General features: G+C 63.4%; 14 protein-coding genes. 7 read left to right on the top strand and 7 right to left on the bottom strand.

The genetic code is table 11. From position 1 onward, the window contains the following. Positions 1 to 84: 84 nt before the first annotated feature. The 4 genes from PCO31010_RS12280 to PCO31010_RS12295 all read right to left on the bottom strand — a co-directional run bounded on the left by PCO31010_RS12280 (position 85) and on the right by PCO31010_RS12295 (position 3,310). Positions 85 to 1,137 (bottom strand): S49 family peptidase, encoded by a 1,053-nt coding sequence (locus tag PCO31010_RS12280; protein ID WP_150664497.1) that lies wholly within the window; start codon positions 1,135 to 1,137, stop codon positions 85 to 87. Between the two features lie 100 nt (positions 1,138 to 1,237). Next, entirely contained in the window at positions 1,238 to 1,636 is a 399-nt protein-coding gene (locus tag PCO31010_RS12285; protein WP_150664606.1) for a Rieske (2Fe-2S) protein, read from the bottom strand. Positions 1,637 to 1,656: 20 nt separating this feature from the next. Then, positions 1,657 to 2,319, bottom strand: a complete 663-nt coding sequence (locus PCO31010_RS12290) for an HAD family hydrolase (RefSeq protein WP_039401249.1) — start codon at positions 2,317 to 2,319, stop codon at positions 1,657 to 1,659. Then, positions 2,306 to 3,310 carry an RluA family pseudouridine synthase gene (locus PCO31010_RS12295; RefSeq protein WP_150664607.1) on the bottom strand — a complete coding sequence of 335 codons (1,005 nt, stop codon included), beginning with the start codon at positions 3,308 to 3,310 and terminating at the stop codon, positions 2,306 to 2,308. Before PCO31010_RS12295 ends, PCO31010_RS12290 begins: the two co-directional genes overlap by 14 nt. A gap of 619 nt (positions 3,311 to 3,929) precedes the next feature. Here PCO31010_RS12295 and PCO31010_RS12300 point away from each other — a divergent pair. The 7 genes from PCO31010_RS12300 to PCO31010_RS12330 all read left to right on the top strand — a co-directional run bounded on the left by PCO31010_RS12300 (position 3,930) and on the right by PCO31010_RS12330 (position 12,729). Then, positions 3,930 to 7,250, top strand: coding sequence for an Rne/Rng family ribonuclease (locus PCO31010_RS12300; RefSeq protein ID WP_150664498.1), 3,321 nt, complete (start codon positions 3,930 to 3,932; stop codon positions 7,248 to 7,250). Between the two features lie 368 nt (positions 7,251 to 7,618). Next, a complete protein-coding gene (gene moaA / locus PCO31010_RS12305; protein ID WP_150664499.1) occupies positions 7,619 to 8,746 on the top strand; it encodes a GTP 3',8-cyclase MoaA in 1,128 nt (375 codons plus the stop codon). A gap of 251 nt (positions 8,747 to 8,997) precedes the next feature. Further along, positions 8,998 to 9,756, top strand: a complete 759-nt coding sequence (locus tag PCO31010_RS12310) for a hypothetical protein (RefSeq protein ID WP_150664500.1) — start codon at positions 8,998 to 9,000, stop codon at positions 9,754 to 9,756. Between the two features lie 22 nt (positions 9,757 to 9,778). Beyond that, entirely contained in the window at positions 9,779 to 10,438 is a 660-nt protein-coding gene (mobA, locus tag PCO31010_RS12315) for a molybdenum cofactor guanylyltransferase MobA (RefSeq protein ID WP_150664501.1), read from the top strand. 87 nt (positions 10,439 to 10,525) lie between these two features. Next, positions 10,526 to 11,809 (top strand): molybdopterin molybdotransferase MoeA, encoded by a 1,284-nt coding sequence (moeA, locus tag PCO31010_RS12320; protein WP_150664502.1) that lies wholly within the window; start codon positions 10,526 to 10,528, stop codon positions 11,807 to 11,809. A 134-nt stretch (positions 11,810 to 11,943) separates the two neighbouring features. Continuing rightward, positions 11,944 to 12,228, top strand: coding sequence for a hypothetical protein (locus PCO31010_RS12325; protein ID WP_039401268.1), 285 nt, complete (start codon positions 11,944 to 11,946; stop codon positions 12,226 to 12,228). A gap of 3 nt (positions 12,229 to 12,231) precedes the next feature. Then, positions 12,232 to 12,729, top strand: coding sequence for a GNAT family N-acetyltransferase (locus tag PCO31010_RS12330; RefSeq protein WP_150664503.1), 498 nt, complete (start codon positions 12,232 to 12,234; stop codon positions 12,727 to 12,729). A 102-nt stretch (positions 12,730 to 12,831) separates the two neighbouring features. Here the strand turns inward: PCO31010_RS12330 and PCO31010_RS12335 are convergent, their stop codons facing one another. From PCO31010_RS12335 to PCO31010_RS12345, 3 genes are all read right to left on the bottom strand, one after another. Further along, the gene (locus PCO31010_RS12335) at positions 12,832 to 14,295 is read right to left on the bottom strand and encodes a DNA recombination protein RmuC (protein ID WP_150576113.1); all 1,464 of its coding nucleotides are present in this window, start codon (positions 14,293 to 14,295) and stop codon (positions 12,832 to 12,834) included. A 78-nt stretch (positions 14,296 to 14,373) separates the two neighbouring features. After that, positions 14,374 to 15,366, bottom strand: a complete 993-nt coding sequence (locus PCO31010_RS12340) for a 2-hydroxyacid dehydrogenase (RefSeq protein WP_174984678.1) — start codon at positions 15,364 to 15,366, stop codon at positions 14,374 to 14,376. A 46-nt stretch (positions 15,367 to 15,412) separates the two neighbouring features. Continuing rightward, positions 15,413 to 16,831, bottom strand: a complete 1,419-nt coding sequence (locus PCO31010_RS12345) for a sodium:proton antiporter (RefSeq protein ID WP_150664505.1) — start codon at positions 16,829 to 16,831, stop codon at positions 15,413 to 15,415. Positions 16,832 to 16,838 lie beyond the last annotated feature (7 nt).

The following is a 16,838-nucleotide window of genomic DNA, read 5'->3' on the forward strand; positions in this document are numbered from 1 at the left end:
AAAACCCCACGGAAGTCCGGCTTCCGTGGGGGTTTTCCGTTCTTACCATTGCGCAGTCTATCGATGGACGGCGCAGCGTAACAATTACTTCATCGTCACCGCGGTGCCCATGAGCATCGTCTTCATCGCTGCCGCGCCCACTGCGGCGCCAAAGCGTCGCGCCATACGTTCGGGCAGGTTTTCCTTGACGGTGTAGTCGACCAGATCGGGGGCCTTGAGCACATCGCGCGCCACGGAGTCGACCGTACCCAGGCCGTCGGCCAACCCTAGCTCGACGGAGCGCTGCCCCGTCCAGAACAGACCGCTGAAAAGATCAGGATCCTCCTTCAGACGGTCGCCACGTCCCTTCTTGACCGCCGTGATGAACTGCTGGTGCACTTGTTCGAGCATGTCCAGCGCGTACGTCTTCTGCTGATCGGTCTGCGGCGAGAACGGGTCGAGGAAGCCCTTGTTGCGGCCCGCAGTCAGCAGACGGCGCTCCACGCCCAATTTGTCCATCAACCCGGTGAAGCCGAAGCCGTCCATCAACACGCCGATGGAACCGACGATGCTCGCCTTGTCGACGTAAATCTTGTCGGCGGCAGCCGCCACGTAATAGCCGCCGGACGCGCACATTTCCTCGACCACGACATAAATCGGCTTCTTCGGATATTTGGCACGCAAACGAGCGATATCGTCGTAAATCATGCCCGCCTGCACCGGACTACCGCCGGGACTGTTGATGCGCAGGATCACGCCGGCAGCCGATTTGTCTTCGAACGCCGATTCCAGCGCCGCGTTGATCTTCTGCGCGCTCGCCTGACCGTCAGCGGCAATTTCGCCGTTCAGCGTGACGAGCGCAGTGTGCTTGCCCGCAGTCGATCCGACAGATGTCGTACTGCCACCGTCGAAATCGAAGATCGACCACACGGCAAAGGCAATGATCGCCAGGATCAGCAGACGAAAGAAGATCTTCCAGCGTCGCGCAGCACGTTGCTCGCGAATGCCAGCCATCAAGACCTTTTCCAGCATTTCGCGCTCCCACGGCTTGACCTCATGGGGATCGCGACCCGCACCGGACGCCTGTGGCGAACGCCCGCCAGGTGGCGTGAAACCGGGTTCGGAGCGCGGCGAATCGGGCGGCAGGGAGTCGGCCATACGTTATCCAGAGACTTGGGTGAAAGACGAGACAGGCGAGACAGACATTGGACCGCTCAGCAACGTTTGAAGTAACTTAGCACCGGATGCGGATGTTTTGTCAGGAGGTTGACGTTTCGGGCGCCGCGATACCGGCCTCCGGCCACCAGACGACGGTCGTCGGCGCGCCGGGCTCGCCCGATGCAGCAGGCTGTTCCTCGACGCGCACCGGCTGCAATGCCCCGCCCCGGCACGGCCCGCCAACGCAAAGCCCGGTATCGGGCTCGTACGTCGCACCGTGCGTTGCGCACATCAAGTATAAGCCGCCCGTCTCGAAGAACTGTCCCTCGGACCAGTCCATCTCCATCGGCACGTGGGCGCACTGATTGAGATAGCCGTAGACGCGGCCGTCGTAACGAATCACGAAAGCCGGCGTGGGCCGTCCGCCGACGAGCACCTCGAAGCGAACCCCGAGCCCGCCGTCTTCCAGTGCATTGCCCGGACAAATCGGCAGCGGCATCGTGGGATGTGCGGCTTCGCTCACACGCGCTCCAGCAACCAGTCGCGCAGCTCGGCTACGCTGCCTGCACAATATGCGGGTTCGAGCGCAACCAGTTGATCGCGCGGATGCGCGCCACCGTAGGCCACGCCCACGCCCGCCGCGCCAGCACTGCGCGCCATCTGCAAATCGTGTGTGGTGTCGCCGATCATGACGGTACGGCGCAGATCCTGACCGAGTTCGCGCGTCAGCTCTTGCAGCATGGCCGGGTGCGGCTTCGAAAATGTCTCATCGGCGCAACGGGTCGCGTCGAACATCCGCATCAGACCGGCGGATTCCAGCGCCCGGTTCAGTCCGACCCGAGATTTCCCCGTCGCCACAGCGAGGAAACGGCCTCGTGAGCGCAATTCGTCGAGCAGTTCGCGAACGCCCGGGAACAGCACCGTCTCCTTATCACCTATCAGATAGTGAAACCGATAGCGCTCGGACAGACGCGGATAGTGCGACGGGTCGAGCGAGGGCACGGCCATTTGCAGCGCGTCGCGCAACCCGAGGCCAATGACGTGGCTAGCCAACTCGTCCGTCGGCACCGGCAACCCGAGGTCCCGGCAAGCCGCCTGGATGCAGCGGGTGATCGTGGGCGTCGAGTCCATCAACGTCCCGTCCCAGTCGAACACGACCAGGTCAAATTCAGGGCTTGGCATCAGCGGTGGTGGTTCGAAGTTGATTCAGGAATTGCTCACATTCTGGCGGCAACGCCGCTTCCAACGCAATCGGCGTGTCCAGCACGGGGTGCGTGAACTTCAGCCGATAAGCGTGCAGGAACATCCGCTTGATACCGGGACGAACGCCGGGCCGCGCCAGATTCTTGTTCAGCGTGAAGTCGCCATATTTGTCGTCGCCAACAATGGGCGTACCGCAATGCGCCAGGTGAACCCGGATCTGATGGGTGCGCCCCGTTTTCAGTTCCGCTTCGAGCAATGTATAAGGCGGATAAGATTCCACCATGCGGAATACGGTGTGTGATGCCTGCCCGTCTTCCTGCACCCGCACCCGGCGCTCACCCTCGGCGGTGACATACTTATATAGCGGTGCCTTGACCGCGCGTTTGGGGTCTCGCCATTCGCCCGTGACGCAGGCGAGATAGCGCTTGTCCATCCGGTTGTGACGGATCTGTTCATGCATGCCGACTAGCGCCGCTCGCTTTTTCGCGAGCAACAGAATGCCGGACGTCTCGCGATCCAGCCGATGCACCAGCTCCAGGAACTTCAACTGCGGCAGCGCCTGACGCAATTGCTCGATCACCCCGAACGACACCCCGCTGCCACCGTGCACGGCCACACCGGCCGGCTTATCGATGGCCATGAGGTAGTCGTCTTCGAACAGGATGGGGAAGGTGGCGGCCGGGACATGGGCCTTTGCCTCGGGGTCGGGCGTGGCCATCCGGACCGGCGGAATGCGGACGATATCGCCGATGACAAGTCGATAGGCTGCGTCTACTCGCCCTTTGTTTACGCGGACTTCCCCGCTACGCAGAATGCGATAGACGTGGCTTTTCGGTACCCCTTTGCACTCACGCAACAGGAAATTATCGATACGTTGACCGGCCGAACCATCGTCAACCTCGACGAGACGAACCTGCGGTGCGGACGCCGGCGCAACCATTTTCTGCCGACTTTTGCCTAACTCATTCATTATGAATATAATTTGTCCGACAGAGATGGCGGTAGCGGGAATCATGCCAAATCCCCACCTCTGTCGGTGCATACCCCAAAACGGTATTTTACTTGCACCCCGGGCAGGCTGCTCGTCCGGTGACCCTGGAGCAGCGAGCGCACGCACGTCACGCAGCGACGGCAGGAAGTGGGCCCATAGGCCGCTTCGGTCGAGCGCGTGTGACGCGGATAGAGTTGGTGGTTATAGAATTTTTTGGCGATCAGCCCGGACTGCATTGTCCGAGCTGATCGCTTTGTGAATATCGTTCGCGCAAAAAGTCGAAGTGAGGCGCCGTCACAAGAAGAATAAGTGTCGGCAGGCGCCCCGAGAAAACGCTGATGAAGTTTCTCGTCCAGTTTCTATTGGTATGGACTGCAAGCCCGAAGTGATCCGCGCCGAGCCGGTGTTTTCCGGCGGCCCGGCGGATCCGGGTGAGCGCGAAAACGTATTCCTGGCGCCATAGCGTCCGTCGGCCTCATCGCCCGGACCCCCCGGCAATTCTTCCACTCCCGGCTCGAACCTCGCGTGTTGGATAACTCGAGTGATACGTGCCCGACGCACTGCGCATTGGCAACTGCGGCGGGTGGGAGTCGTTTTCATGAAACGCATGTTGTTTAACGCCACGCAGCAGGAAGAACTGCGCGTGGCAATCGTCGATGGGCAAAAACTCATCGACATCGATATCGAGACTGCCGGACGCGAACAGCGTAAAGGCAATATCTACAAGGGTGTCATCACCCGTATCGAACCCTCCCTCGAAGCCTGCTTCGTCAACTACGGCGAAGGCCGCCACGGCTTCCTGCCGTTCAAGGAAGTCGCCCGCGCGTACTTCCGCGAAGGTGCCGATGTGCGCAATGCGCGCATTCAGGACGCCCTCTCCGAAGGCCAGGAACTCATCGTTCAGGTCGAAAAGGAAGAGCGCGGCAACAAGGGTGCAGCCCTCACGACGTTCATTTCCCTGGCTGGCCGCTATCTGGTGCTGATGCCTAACAACCCGCGTGGCGGTGGTGTTTCGCGTCGTATCGAAGGCGAAGACCGTCAGGAACTGCGCGAGACGATGGGCCAGCTCGAACTGCCCGAAGGCATGAGCATCATCGCCCGCACCGCAGGTATCGGCCGCTCGGCCGAAGAACTGCAGTGGGACCTGAACTACCTGCTGCAACTCTGGCACGCCATCGAAGGCGCGTCCCACAACATCGAATTGCCGCGCGATTCGGCCCTGATCTATCTCGAATCGAGCCTGGTCATCCGCGCCATCCGCGACTATTTCCAGCCGGATATCGGTGAAATCCTCATCGATACGGAAGAAATCTCCGAACAAGCACGCAACTTCATGCAGGTGGTCATGCCCGATCACCTCAACCGCGTGAAGCAGTACCGCGACGACGTGCCGCTGTTCTCCCGTTTCCAGATCGAACATCAGATCGAGACGGCTTACTCGCGTCAGGTGCCGCTGCCCTCGGGCGGCGCGATCGTGATCGATCACACCGAAGCGCTCGTTTCCATCGACGTGAACTCGGCGCGCGCGACCAAGGGCGCCGATATCGAAGAAACCGCCCTGCGCACCAACCTGGAAGCCGCCGACGAAGTCGCGCGCCAGTTGCGTCTGCGCGATCTCGGCGGTCTGATCGTGATCGACTTCATCGACATGGAGTCGGCCAAGAGCCAGCGTGAAGTCGAACAACGTGTGAAGGATGCGCTCAAGCACGACCGTGCACGCGTCCAGATGGGCAAGATCTCGCGTTTCGGCTTGATGGAGCTGTCGCGTCAGCGTCTGCGTCCGTCGCTGTCGGAAGGCACGCACGTGACTTGCCCGCGCTGCAACGGCACCGGCCACATCCGCGATGCCGAATCGTCGGCACTGCAAGTCCTGCGCATCATCCAGGAAGAGGCAATGAAGGAGCACACGGCAGCGATCCACTGCCAGGTGCCGGTCGAAGTCTCGGCGTTCCTGCTCAACGAAAAGCGTCAGGAAATCAATAAGATCGAAGCGCGCTTCAAGGTTGGCGTGCTGCTGATCCCGAACAAGCACCTCGAGACGCCGCATTACAAGCTGGAGCGCCTGCGCTTCGACGATCCGCGTCTGGATGCCCCGAAGGCCAGCTACGCGCTCGCCGAAGAGGCTGCACGCTCGCTGGAAGAAGATCCGGCCGGCTACAGCAAGAAGAAAGAAGATGCGCGTCCGCGTCAGGAAGCCGCAGTCAAGGGCATCACGCCCGAGCAACCGGCACCGGCCGCACAACCGCGCCCGGAGCCTGTCGCCGCGACCGCACCGGCCGCAGCCGCACCGGCCACCGGTGGTTTCTTCGGTTTCATCAAGCGTCTGTTCGGTGTCGGCGCTGCCGCGCCCGCACCGGTCAAGGCCGAAGAGCCGACCAAGCCGACGGCACGTCCGCCGCGCGAGCGCCATGAGCGTCCGCATCAGCAAAACCGCAATCGCCGTGGCAATGCCCGCGACGAGAACAAGTCGGGCAAGGACAACGCCGGCCAGCCGGCGCGTGACGGCCGCGAGGGCCGTGACGGTCGTGGCGCACGTCCGGAACGCGCAGAACGTGCGGACCGTGGTGAGCGCAATGAACGCAACGAACGTGGCGACCGTAATGAACGCCAGGAACGCCAGGAACGTCAGGAAGGCCGCGACAAGCGCGAGCGCGACGACGTCCAGCGTCAACCGGCTCAGGACGTGCGTGCCGAGGAGGGTCGTGAGCCGCGTGAAGGCCGCGAACGTGGCAGCCGTCGTGAACGTGGCGAGCGTCGTGACCGTCGTCAGGCTGAAGGGGCCGAAGGCCAGCAAGCCGTGACGCAACGCGCAGTCCCGGCAGCACCGCTGAACGCCGAGCAGGAAGAACTGGATCAGGATCGTCTGACGGCTCAGGTCGAAGGCGCGCCGCAAACGGGTGAAGAAGGCGAGCAAGGCGGTGAAGAGCGTCGCCGCAGCCGTCGTCGCGGTCGTCGTGGTGGCCGTCGTGAGCGCGAAGCCGGTGAATCGCAACTGAACGCCGACGGCGAGCAAGTCGAAGGCGAAGCCCTGGAAGCAGTCGAAGGCACGCGTGCACCGGTGTTGACGGACGAATCCGCCGAGAACGCGGCGACCGATGCCCTGGTCCGTGCGACGACGCCGGCCATTCCGGCACCGGCCGCACCGCTGGCTCACGCAGAACCGACGCCGGTACGCGCCGCGCCGGTCGAAGCCCCGGCACCTGTCGCCACGGTGACGGAAGCCGCCCCGGCCGCAACGCCGGAAGTGCCGTCGCAGTCGGTTTCGGAGCCGATTTCGGAACCTGTCACGCAAGCCCCGACGATCGCACCGGTCGCACCGGTCAACGTCGCACCGCTGCCGACCGCTGAAGTGGCTGCCGCACCGATCGTGCCGCCGGTCAGCGCTCCGCTGCCGGTCGCGACGCCTGCCCCGGCTCAGCCGACGGTTCCGGCCGAAGCCCTGACGGAGATTGCCGCCACGGCAGCTGCGTCGAGCGCTCCGGCAGAAGCCGCACCGGCTCCGGTCGCCGAATCGGCTCAACCGACGACGCAAGCGCCGACGCAATCGACGCCCCCGGCACCGGTCCAGATGGTCGAAACCGCCAAGCCGGTGGAAGTCGCACCGGCCCCCGTTGCACCGGCAGCCCCTGCGGCACCGGTCGTGATGGAAGCCGCTGCTGCGGTGACGGAAGTCGTGACGCAGAAGGCTGCCCCGGTGGCGGTGGCCCCGACGCTGGAGCGCGGCGCGCTGGAATCGACGCTGGAAAGCGTGGGTCTGGTCTGGGTCCATACGGACGCCGACAAGCACCGTGCCGCCAAGGAAGCCGCTGCGCAGGCAGCACCGGCACCGCACGTGCCGCGTGAACGCCGCCCGTCCACGCCGCTCAACAGCGGTCCGATGGAGCAGGTGGAAACGCACTCGACGAACCACACTGCTTAATCAAGTGACCGGGTGACCGGACGGCGCGGGACGTCGATCTCATATGACGTCGGGGCGGATGCACCTCACGGTGCACCGTCCGCCCGACGGACCTGAAATCCGCGTGATGCCAGAAAAGGAGGCTTCGGCCTCCTTTTTTCATGGTTGCGCTCTTGGGACGTTCACGTCCTTTGCAACCCCGCGTTGTCCCGACTTGTGCCCGTTTCGCCGTGCCCGTATCTTCTGCCTTAGTACAGGTTTGACGTCTCACAACGAAGGCCCCGGTACCGATATCCGATGCCCCGATCGCTAAGATCGGCTGAATTGGGCCGACTTCGGCGGCCATCAGGCCAATTCGTTAGAATGGAGACGCAAGCTAAGGCCCCACCATGACTGAAACGATCATCCGACTCACCGATCTGCGTAGCGACGCGCGTTATGCGACGCATGCACCGCAGGTTCCCGCACAAGTGCGCGCTGCCACCGGCCATCTCGAAGATGCGCTGGCACGGCCGCTGCACGACCTGCGGATTTCGGTGACGGACCGTTGCAACTTCCGCTGCGTGTACTGCATGCCGAAGGACGTGTTCGACAAGGACTACGCCTTCCTGCCGCAATCCTCCCTGCTGTCTTTCGAAGAGATCGAGCGCGCTGCGCGCCTGTTCGTCGAACATGGCGTGGAGAAGCTGCGTCTGACGGGCGGCGAGCCGCTGCTGCGCAAGCACATCGAGCGTCTTATCGAGATGCTGGCACGTCTGCGCACGCCGTCGGGTAAACCGCTCGACATCACGCTCACGACCAACGGCTCGTTGCTGGCGCGTCGCGCACAATCGCTCAAGGACGCTGGACTGACCCGTGTCACGGTCAGTCTCGACAGCCTCGACGACACGATTTTCCGGCAGATGAACGACGTCGACTTTCCGGTCGCCAAGGTGCTCGAAGGCATTGCTGAGGCGCAGCACGTCGGTCTCGGCCCGGTCAAAGTCAACATGGTCGTCAAACGCGGCACCAACGACTCCGAAATCGTGCCGATGGCGCGACATTTCCATGGCAGCGGTGTGGTGCTGCGCTTCATCGAATACATGGACGTCGGCACGTCGAACGGCTGGCGCATGGATGAAGTCATGCCGTCCGCCGACGTTATCGCCCGACTCAACGACGCCCTGCCGGTCGAACCGCTCGAAGCCAACTATGCGGGTGAGACCGCGCAGCGCTGGCAATATCGCGACGGCGGCGGGGAAGTCGGCGTCATTTCCTCCGTCACCCGTGCATTTTGCGGCACTTGTTCGCGTGCCCGTCTGTCTACGGAAGGCAAGTTGTACCTGTGTCTGTTCGCCAGCTCAGGTCATGACTTGCGTACGCTGCTGCGTAACGGCGCAAGCGACGCGCAGATTTCGACCGTCATCGGCGACATCTGGCACAAGCGCACCGACCGCTACTCAGCCTTGCGCACGGCGGCCACCGGCCTGCCTGAAGACGCACCACCGAAAGTGGAGATGTCCTACATCGGCGGATAAGTGCGCGGGCTTGCCTGCCCACCTGCCCCGCCGTGCGGTTCGTCTCACCGCTTTCGACGCTGCTTTCGACGCTGCTTTCGATTTACCGAATTCCTTCTCGACACATGATTTCTGTTGCCCCGGACGCTGGTTGCGCCCGAGACTCCTCGCCTCCTTCTTCCAGTGTGGCTCGACGTGACGCCCTACACACAGGCCGCACACGCACGCCCTTCCCGTCGCGCCTCATCGCCATCGGCCTGAGTGCCCTGACGATGCTCGCCGCCGCCCTCGCACCGGCTGTCGCCCGCGCCGATTGCGACCCGTCCGATCGCAACATTGCCAACCATGTCCTGACGTACACCGGCCAACTCGGTGAACGCAATCCGCTGCGACTGGTGCTTCGTTCGACCTCCGGCGGCAAGCTCGACGGCCGTTACGCCAATGCGTCCTCGCAAGGTGACACGACACTCACCGGCAAGCTGGAGAACAAGTCGCGCCTGCATCTGACCGAATTCGACGCTGGCGGCATGCCGCGCGCCACCTTCGAAGGCGAATTCGCCGCCGCGGACGACGTCAATCGTCAACGCGGCGCATCGTCTTCGTGCGAAGTGATTTCCGGCCAGTGGAAAGACCTGCGCAGCGGCCGCACGGTGCCGTTCGAGCTTTCGCTTGCCAGTATTCAGAGCGGAAAGATCGACCACCTGTACGGCGTGGCCGGCGCGAACGACGACGAGACCGTCAATCGCGCGGCGACGCAGTTCCGCAAGGGCGTGCTCGACGACCGACGCGATGTCGTCGCACAATCGATCCGTTACCCGTTGCATGTGTCGCTGCGTGGCAAAACGATCATTCTTCGGAACCCGAAGTCATTGCTTGCACGCTATAACGAGATCTTCACCGATGGTTACGTACGGACCATCGGCGCAGCCGTGCCCCGCCTGATGTTCGCTCGCGATCAAGGGGTGATGCTCGGCGACGGTGCCGTCTGGTTCGATGCGGCCGGACGTGTCATTGCCCTGAACCGCTCCTGACCCTGTCATCCATCTTCCATCCATGAAGACCCCGCCCATCCGCCGCAGCGACATCACAGGATTGATCCTCGCGGGCGGGCGCGCTCAGCGTATGGGCGGGCGTGACAAGGGCCTCCAGCCCTTCGCCGGACGACCGCTGGTCGAGCATGCGTTGGCTCGTTTGCGTCCGCAGGTTGGCGCGTTGCTCATCAGCGCCAATCGGAATCGCGATGCCTATGCGGCCGCCCTTGGCACCGGCGATGCGGACGGCGCGGACGGTGTAATAAGCGACGAAGTTCAGGATTTCGCCGGCCCGCTCGCGGGCATGTTGGCCGGACTGCGCGCGGCATGTACGGACTATGTCCTCACCGTGCCGTGCGACTCCCCCTACCTTCCCGACGATCTGGGCGAGCGGCTAAGCGCCGCGCTGAACGCGCTGCCGGAAGCCGATCCCGATGCCCCCGCCAGCGCACGCCCGCTGGCGGCCTACGCCGCAACGGCGCAGGGGCCGCATCCGGTGTTCGCACTTCTTCACCGGTCACTGGCCGACGATCTGGCGGCGACGCTGGCGGCCGGGGAACACCGCGTGCGAGCGTGGCTGTCACGCCACAAGGCCGTACAAGTTCACTTCGGTGACGAGCGTCCGTTTTACAATGTCAACACGCTGGACGACCTCCTTACCGATTCGCCGCGCGCGCCCTGAAGTGCCGGGTGGCGACGCAGCCCGATCCGTCGCCACCGCTTTTACGGGATTCATGCCGGGTACGTGCCGGATGACGACGCCATACCGATGACAACACTTGACGAAGCCCTGGCCGGCTTGCCGGACTACGACCCTAACCACATGACGGTCGAAGCGGCGCGCGCCATCATTGCGCGCACCGCGAGTCCCGTATCCGCCATCGAGCAGATCGCCGTACGCAGCGCACTGGGCCGCGTGCTCGGTCGTGACGTCGTATCGCCGCTCGACGTCCCCGCTTTCGAAAACGCCGCGATGGACGGCTATGCATTTGCGGGCACCGCGCTGGCCACCGGCGGCGAAGTCCGTCTGCGTGTCGCAGGCCGCTCGTTTGCGGGTCATCCCTTCGACGGTGTGACGGCCAATGGCGAATGCGTGCGCATCATGACCGGCGCGCTTCTGCCCGCCGGTTGCGACACCGTCATCCCCCAGGAACAAGTACAACGCGAAGGCGACACCGAAATCGTCACCTTCGACGCAGCGGCCGTCACGCCCGGGCGTCACGTGCGTCATGTCGGGGAAGATCTGGCCACCGGCCATATCGCCCTGCATGCAGGCAAGCGACTGCGACCGGCGGCTCTTGGCTTGCTGGCGTCGCTGGGCATTGCGGAAGTCCCGGTGCGCCGACGCATCCGCGTCGCCTTCTTCTCGACCGGCGACGAACTCCGCTCGGTAGGCGAACCGCTCGCCCCGGGCAATCTGTACGACAGCAATCGCTACACGCTCTTCGGCATGCTGCAGCGATTGGGCGTCGAAGTGCTGGATCTGGGCGTCGTACGCGACGATCCTCAGGCCATCGAAGACACCCTGCGCACCGCCTGTCGCGAGGCCGACGCCGTCATTACCTCGGGTGGCGTATCCGTTGGCGAAGCCGATTTCACGCGCGAAATGATGACGCGTCTGGGCAATGTCGTGTTCTGGAAGATGGCGATGCGCCCGGGCCGCCCGTTTGCCTTCGGCGAACTGGAGAGCGAGGGCAAGCGCGCCCTGCTGTTCGGCTTGCCCGGCAACCCTGCCGCCGTGATGGCGTCGTTCTACCATCTGGTGCGCGACGGCCTGTTCGCTCTTATGGGTGCAGAGCCGCAAGTCACGCCGTGCCTGCCCGTACCGACGGCCACCGCCATCGCCAAGCGCCCGGGGCGCACCGAGTTTCTGCGCGGCATTCTCGCTGCGGATGCTCAGGGCCGCTGGCAAGTCACCGTCGCGGACGCACAAAGCGCGGGCATTTTGCGCACGATGAGCGAAGCCAACTGTTTTGTGACGCTGGGCACCGAACGTGGCGATGTCGCCGCCGGAGAACTGGTCGACGTCATCCCATTCGACGGTCTGGTGTAACAACAAACCCGATACTCACTCCAGCACAAGCGCATCCGAATACCCCCAAAAAAGCGAAGCAACGCAATAACGAAATATCGCTGACGTCGGCGCTTCGACGATGTCAGCACCACACAAACCGAAAGCACACGGCAATGACAACGAAAAAACAGATCACATACATCAGTCCCGGCCAGACGGCCAAAGCGCTGGTGCTGGTCTACCTCACTTTCAGCATTCCGCTGGTTCTGCTCGCCTTCCTGGCGGCGTTCATCCGTTACGGCGAACTGCCGGGCCTCGCGATCATTTCCGCGCTCGTGCTCAACGCCATCGTCGGCTTCGTGCTGCTCTGGATTGCCTGCCACCTGTACAACTGGGTGGCGGTGAAGTTCGGCGGCATCGAGATCGCACTGAGCGACGCCCCGGAAGAAGAGTACTAAGCGATGTCCCTGACCCTGCGCGCTGCGACTGCCGACGATGTCGGCGCTATTCACGGCCTGATGCGAGAGCTGGCTGTTTTCGAAAAGTTGCTGGATATCTTCGAGGCAACGCCCGAGAGCGTGCACGAGGCGCTGTTCGGTGCGAAGCCCGCAGCAGAATGCCTGATGGCCGAGTGGGATGGCGTGCCGGTCGGCTACGCGATCTACTTCCACAACTTCTCGACGTTCCTCGCTCGCCGGGGTCTGTATCTGGAAGACGTCTACGTGCAGCCGACGATGCGCGGTCGTGGCGTGGGACAGGCGGTGTTGCGTCAGCTCGCGCGCATCGCCATCGAGCGCAATTGCGGACGTTTCGAATGGACGGTGCTCGACTGGAATCAACCGGCCATCGACTTCTACGAGGCGCAGGGCGCAACGGTCCTGCCCGACTGGCGCGTGGTCCGCATGACGGGCGACGCCCTCACGCAATTTGCCGAAGGCGGGAAAGCGTCCAGGGCCTGAAGCATATTGAAGCGTCCTGAACAAAAAAAGCGCCCTGAACATTCAGGGCGCTTTGCATTTGGCCAAGCGGCGCGACGGCGACACCGTCGGGCGGACCAACGCTCAGTCCTCTTCGTCCGGCTCCATCTCGACGCCCAACAGTTCGACAGCCTGCTCGCCGGGCAATGCTTCGACGGCCTTGAGCTGACGCGCCATCGCGCGGGTACGGACTTCCGCCTTGTCGATGGAGCGCGTCACGGTCTCCAACTGCGACTTCGTCCGGGCGAGCACATCGCCGAACTTGGTGAACTCCGTCTTCACCGCACCCAGCACTTGCCAGACTTCGCTGGAACGTCGTTCGATGGCCAGCGTGCGGAATCCCATCTGAAGACTGTTGAGCAACGCCGTGAGCGTCGTCGGCCCCGCCACCGTCACGCGATATTCGCGTTGCAGCAGATCCGACAATCCCGGACGTCGCAGCACTTCCGCATACAGACCTTCCGTCGGCAGGAACAGCAGCGCGAAATCGGTAGTGTGCGGCGGCGCCAGATACTTGTCTGCAATCGTCTTCGCTTCCAGTCGAATACGCGTTTCCAGCGCCTTCGACGCCTCTTCAACCGCGACCGGATCGGCGCGCTCCTGCGCATCGAGTAAGCGCTCGTAATCCTCACGCGGGAACTTGGCATCGATCGGCAGCCAGACCGGCTTGTTGCTATCGCCGCTCTGCCCCGGCAAGGCAATCGCAAATTCCACGCGCTCGGTGCTGCCCGGACGCGTCGCCACGTTCTTCGCATACTGCTCGGGCGTGAGCAATTGTTCGAGCAGCGCCTGCAACTGCACTTCGCCCCAGATACCGCGCGTCTTCACGTTGGTCAGCACACGCTTGAGATCGCCCACACCTGCGGCGAGCGTCTGCATTTCGCCGAGTCCGCGATGCACCTGCTCCAGACGATCCGACACCAGCTTGAACGACTCGCCGAGACGCTGTTCGAGTGTGGCATGCAGCTTCTCGTCGACCGTGCGACGCATTTCTTCCAGCTTTGCCGCGTTGTTGACCTCAATGTCCTTGAGCTTCTGCTCAAGCGTGGCACGCACCTCTGCCAGACGCCGCTCGTTACCTTCGGACAGTTGCGTCAATTGCTGATGCTGCGCTTCGCCGAAGCGACGCAGCGTCGACGTCTGCTCTTCGCGCATCTGCTGGCCGTTGAGCACCAGACTCTGACGAATGGCTTCCAGCTGTGCGGCGTTGGACTCGGTGAGCTTCGCGAGTTGCTGGGCGAAGCCGTCGATCTGATTGTTCTGCACCGTGGCGACGCTCGTCATCTGCGCCGCCAGCGTTTGCTGGAACTGCGCCATTTGCGCGCTTTGCTCACCGCGACCGGCGCGCGCCGTCTCGGCGAACTCCTGACGCAGCCCTCGTTCGCTACGGTCCGCCGCGTGCAGCAGATCGTCACGCACATTGGTGAGCGAGTCATTGAGCGTCGCGCGCAGCGACGCGTCGCCGCCACGCTGCCAGACCTTCACCGCAATCGCGATCATCACCAACAAATTCAGCGCCGCCAGCGCTACCAACACCATCTCGACCATCGCGTTGCGACTCCCGTTGATTCTTTCTCTATTCTGCCAACGTCACTGCCGACGTCGCCTGACGTCGCCTGACGTCATTTATGACTTGCGCGCCGCCGGATTGAGCAGGCAAGGCGGCTTGCCTGCGGCCGCCCCGAAACCCAGCGCCGCGATCAGATTGTCGGCTGCCAGACTGGCCATACCCCGGCGTGTCGCCGCTGACGCGCTCGCGATGTGCGGCGTCAGCACGACGTTCGACACCTTCAGCAAATCGGGATGCACCTTCGGTTCGCCCTCGAACACGTCGAGGCCAGCAGCCGCGATCTGCTTATTCGCCAGCGCCGCGGCGAGCGCGGCATCGTCGACGATGCCGCCGCGCGCCAGATTCACCAGCGTGGCCGTCGGCTTCATCAGCGCCAACTCTGCGGCACCGACGGTGTGATGCGTTGCGCTCGAATACGGCAAGACAAGAATGACGTGATCGGCCGTGCGCAGCAGCGTGTCCTTGTCGACGTAGCTCGCCTTGCAGGCCGCTTCCGTCGCGGCATCGAGACGTGAGCGATTGTGATACACCACCCGCATATTGAAGCCCATGGCGCGACGCGCGATCGCCTGACCGATGCGTCCCATGCCGACGATGCCCAGCGTGCTGCCATGCACGTCGGCGCCCAGGAACATGTCGTAAGCCCACTTGTCCCAGTGCCCCTCGCGCAACCAGCGCTCGGACTCGGTCACGCGACGCGCCGTCGCCATCAGCAATGCCCAGCCGAAATCGGCGGTCGTCTCGTTGAGCACATCGGGGGTGTTCGTCGCCATGACGCCTGCGGCCGTCATCGCTTCGATATCGAAGTTGTTGTAGCCCACCGCCATGTTGGCCACCACGCGCAGATTCGGCGCACCGGCGAGCACCGACGCATCGATGCGCTCGCTCGCCGTGGTGATCGCACCGGCCTTGTCGGCCAGACGCGCACGCAATTCGTCGCTCGAAAACACCGTATCGGCATCATTCCGCTCGACGTCGAAGTACTGCGCCAGACGTTCGATCACGTCAGGAAAAATGGCGCGGGCTACCAGGATCTTCGGTTTCACCAGTTGTCTCGTAAAGGTTGGCCGCGTGGCGACGTGGGCCTATTGCGGCTCAGAAGAATATCAGGGTCATCACAACGAACAGCGGCAGCAGAATTGCGCCCGACCACAGCATATAGCCAAAGAAGCTCGGCATGCGAATGCCGCGTTGCTCCGCAATGGCCTTCACCATGAAGTTCGGGGCATTCCCGATGTACGTATTCGCGCCCATGAACACAGCGCCTGCCGAGATCGCCGCCAGCGTGGCTGCACCGCTCGTCATCAGCGACGCCGCATCGCCACCCGCCGTATTGAAGAACACAAGGTACGTCGGCGCGTTATCCAGGAACGACGACAACAACCCCGTCGCCCAGAAGTACATCACGTTGTCCGGCGCCCCGCCCGGCCCCGTCACCAGACGAATCACCCAGCCCAGTGCACCGGCTTCGCCCGCACGCAGAATCGCCACCACGGGGATGATCGTCAGGAAGATGCCTGCGAACAGTTTGGCAACCTCTTTCATCGGCTCCCAGTTGAAGCCGTTGCCTTCGCGCGCCGTGCGCGGCGTGATCGCCAACGAGATCAGCGTCACCACGACCAAACCGACGTCGCGCGCCAGATTCTGCAAGGCGACCGGCGTGCCGAACACGTCGAACGAGACACCCGGCTTCCAGATACCGCTCATCAGCACCAGACCGACAGCTGCTGCGAGCAGAATGAAGTTACGTTTGCCTTCGAGTCGCAGCGGCGCGGCGTGCGGCGTCGGATCCAGCTCGTCGATCTGACGCTCGCTCTTCTGACGGAAATGGTAAGCATCGATGATGAAGAACAGCACCAGCAGCACGGCACAGATGAACAGCGTCTCCGGCCAGATATGCGCCGTCGTCCAGAAGAAATCGACCCCTTGCAGGAAACCGAGGAACAACGGCGGATCGCCCAGCGGGGTCAGTGAACCGCCCGCGTTGGCCACGAGGAAGATGAAGAAGACGACGACGTGAACGTTGTGTTTGCGGTTGTCGTTCGCGCGAATCAGCGGACGAATCAGCAGCATGGCCGCGCCGGTCGTGCCCATGATGCTCGCCAGCACGGTGCCCAGCGTCAGCAGCCCGGTATTGAGCCACGGCCCGCCGCGCAAGTTGCCGTGCACGCAAATGCCACCGGCCGTCGTGAACAACGCCGTGAGCAGCACGACGAACGGAATGTACTCCCCGACGACCGCGTGAACGGCGCCGTACCACGCCGCCCCGGCGCCGAAGACCAGCGCGAACGGCAGCAGGAAAGCTGCGCCCCAGAACGCCGCGATCTTGCCGAAGTGGTGGTGCCAGAACGCGGGAGCGAGCAGCGGCCCGAGCGCAATCGACAGCAGCAGTCCGGCAAACGGCACGCCCCACCAGGCGACGAGTTGTGCGCCGTCCGGTCCGGCAGCGAAGGCCGCCGGGCTTGCCAATGCCAGCCCCGTCGCGGTCAGTGCTCCCCAAATCCCCTTATGCATTGTTTCT

The organism is Pandoraea commovens, assembly GCF_902459615.1.
GTDB lineage: Bacteria > Pseudomonadota > Gammaproteobacteria > Burkholderiales > Burkholderiaceae > Pandoraea > Pandoraea commovens.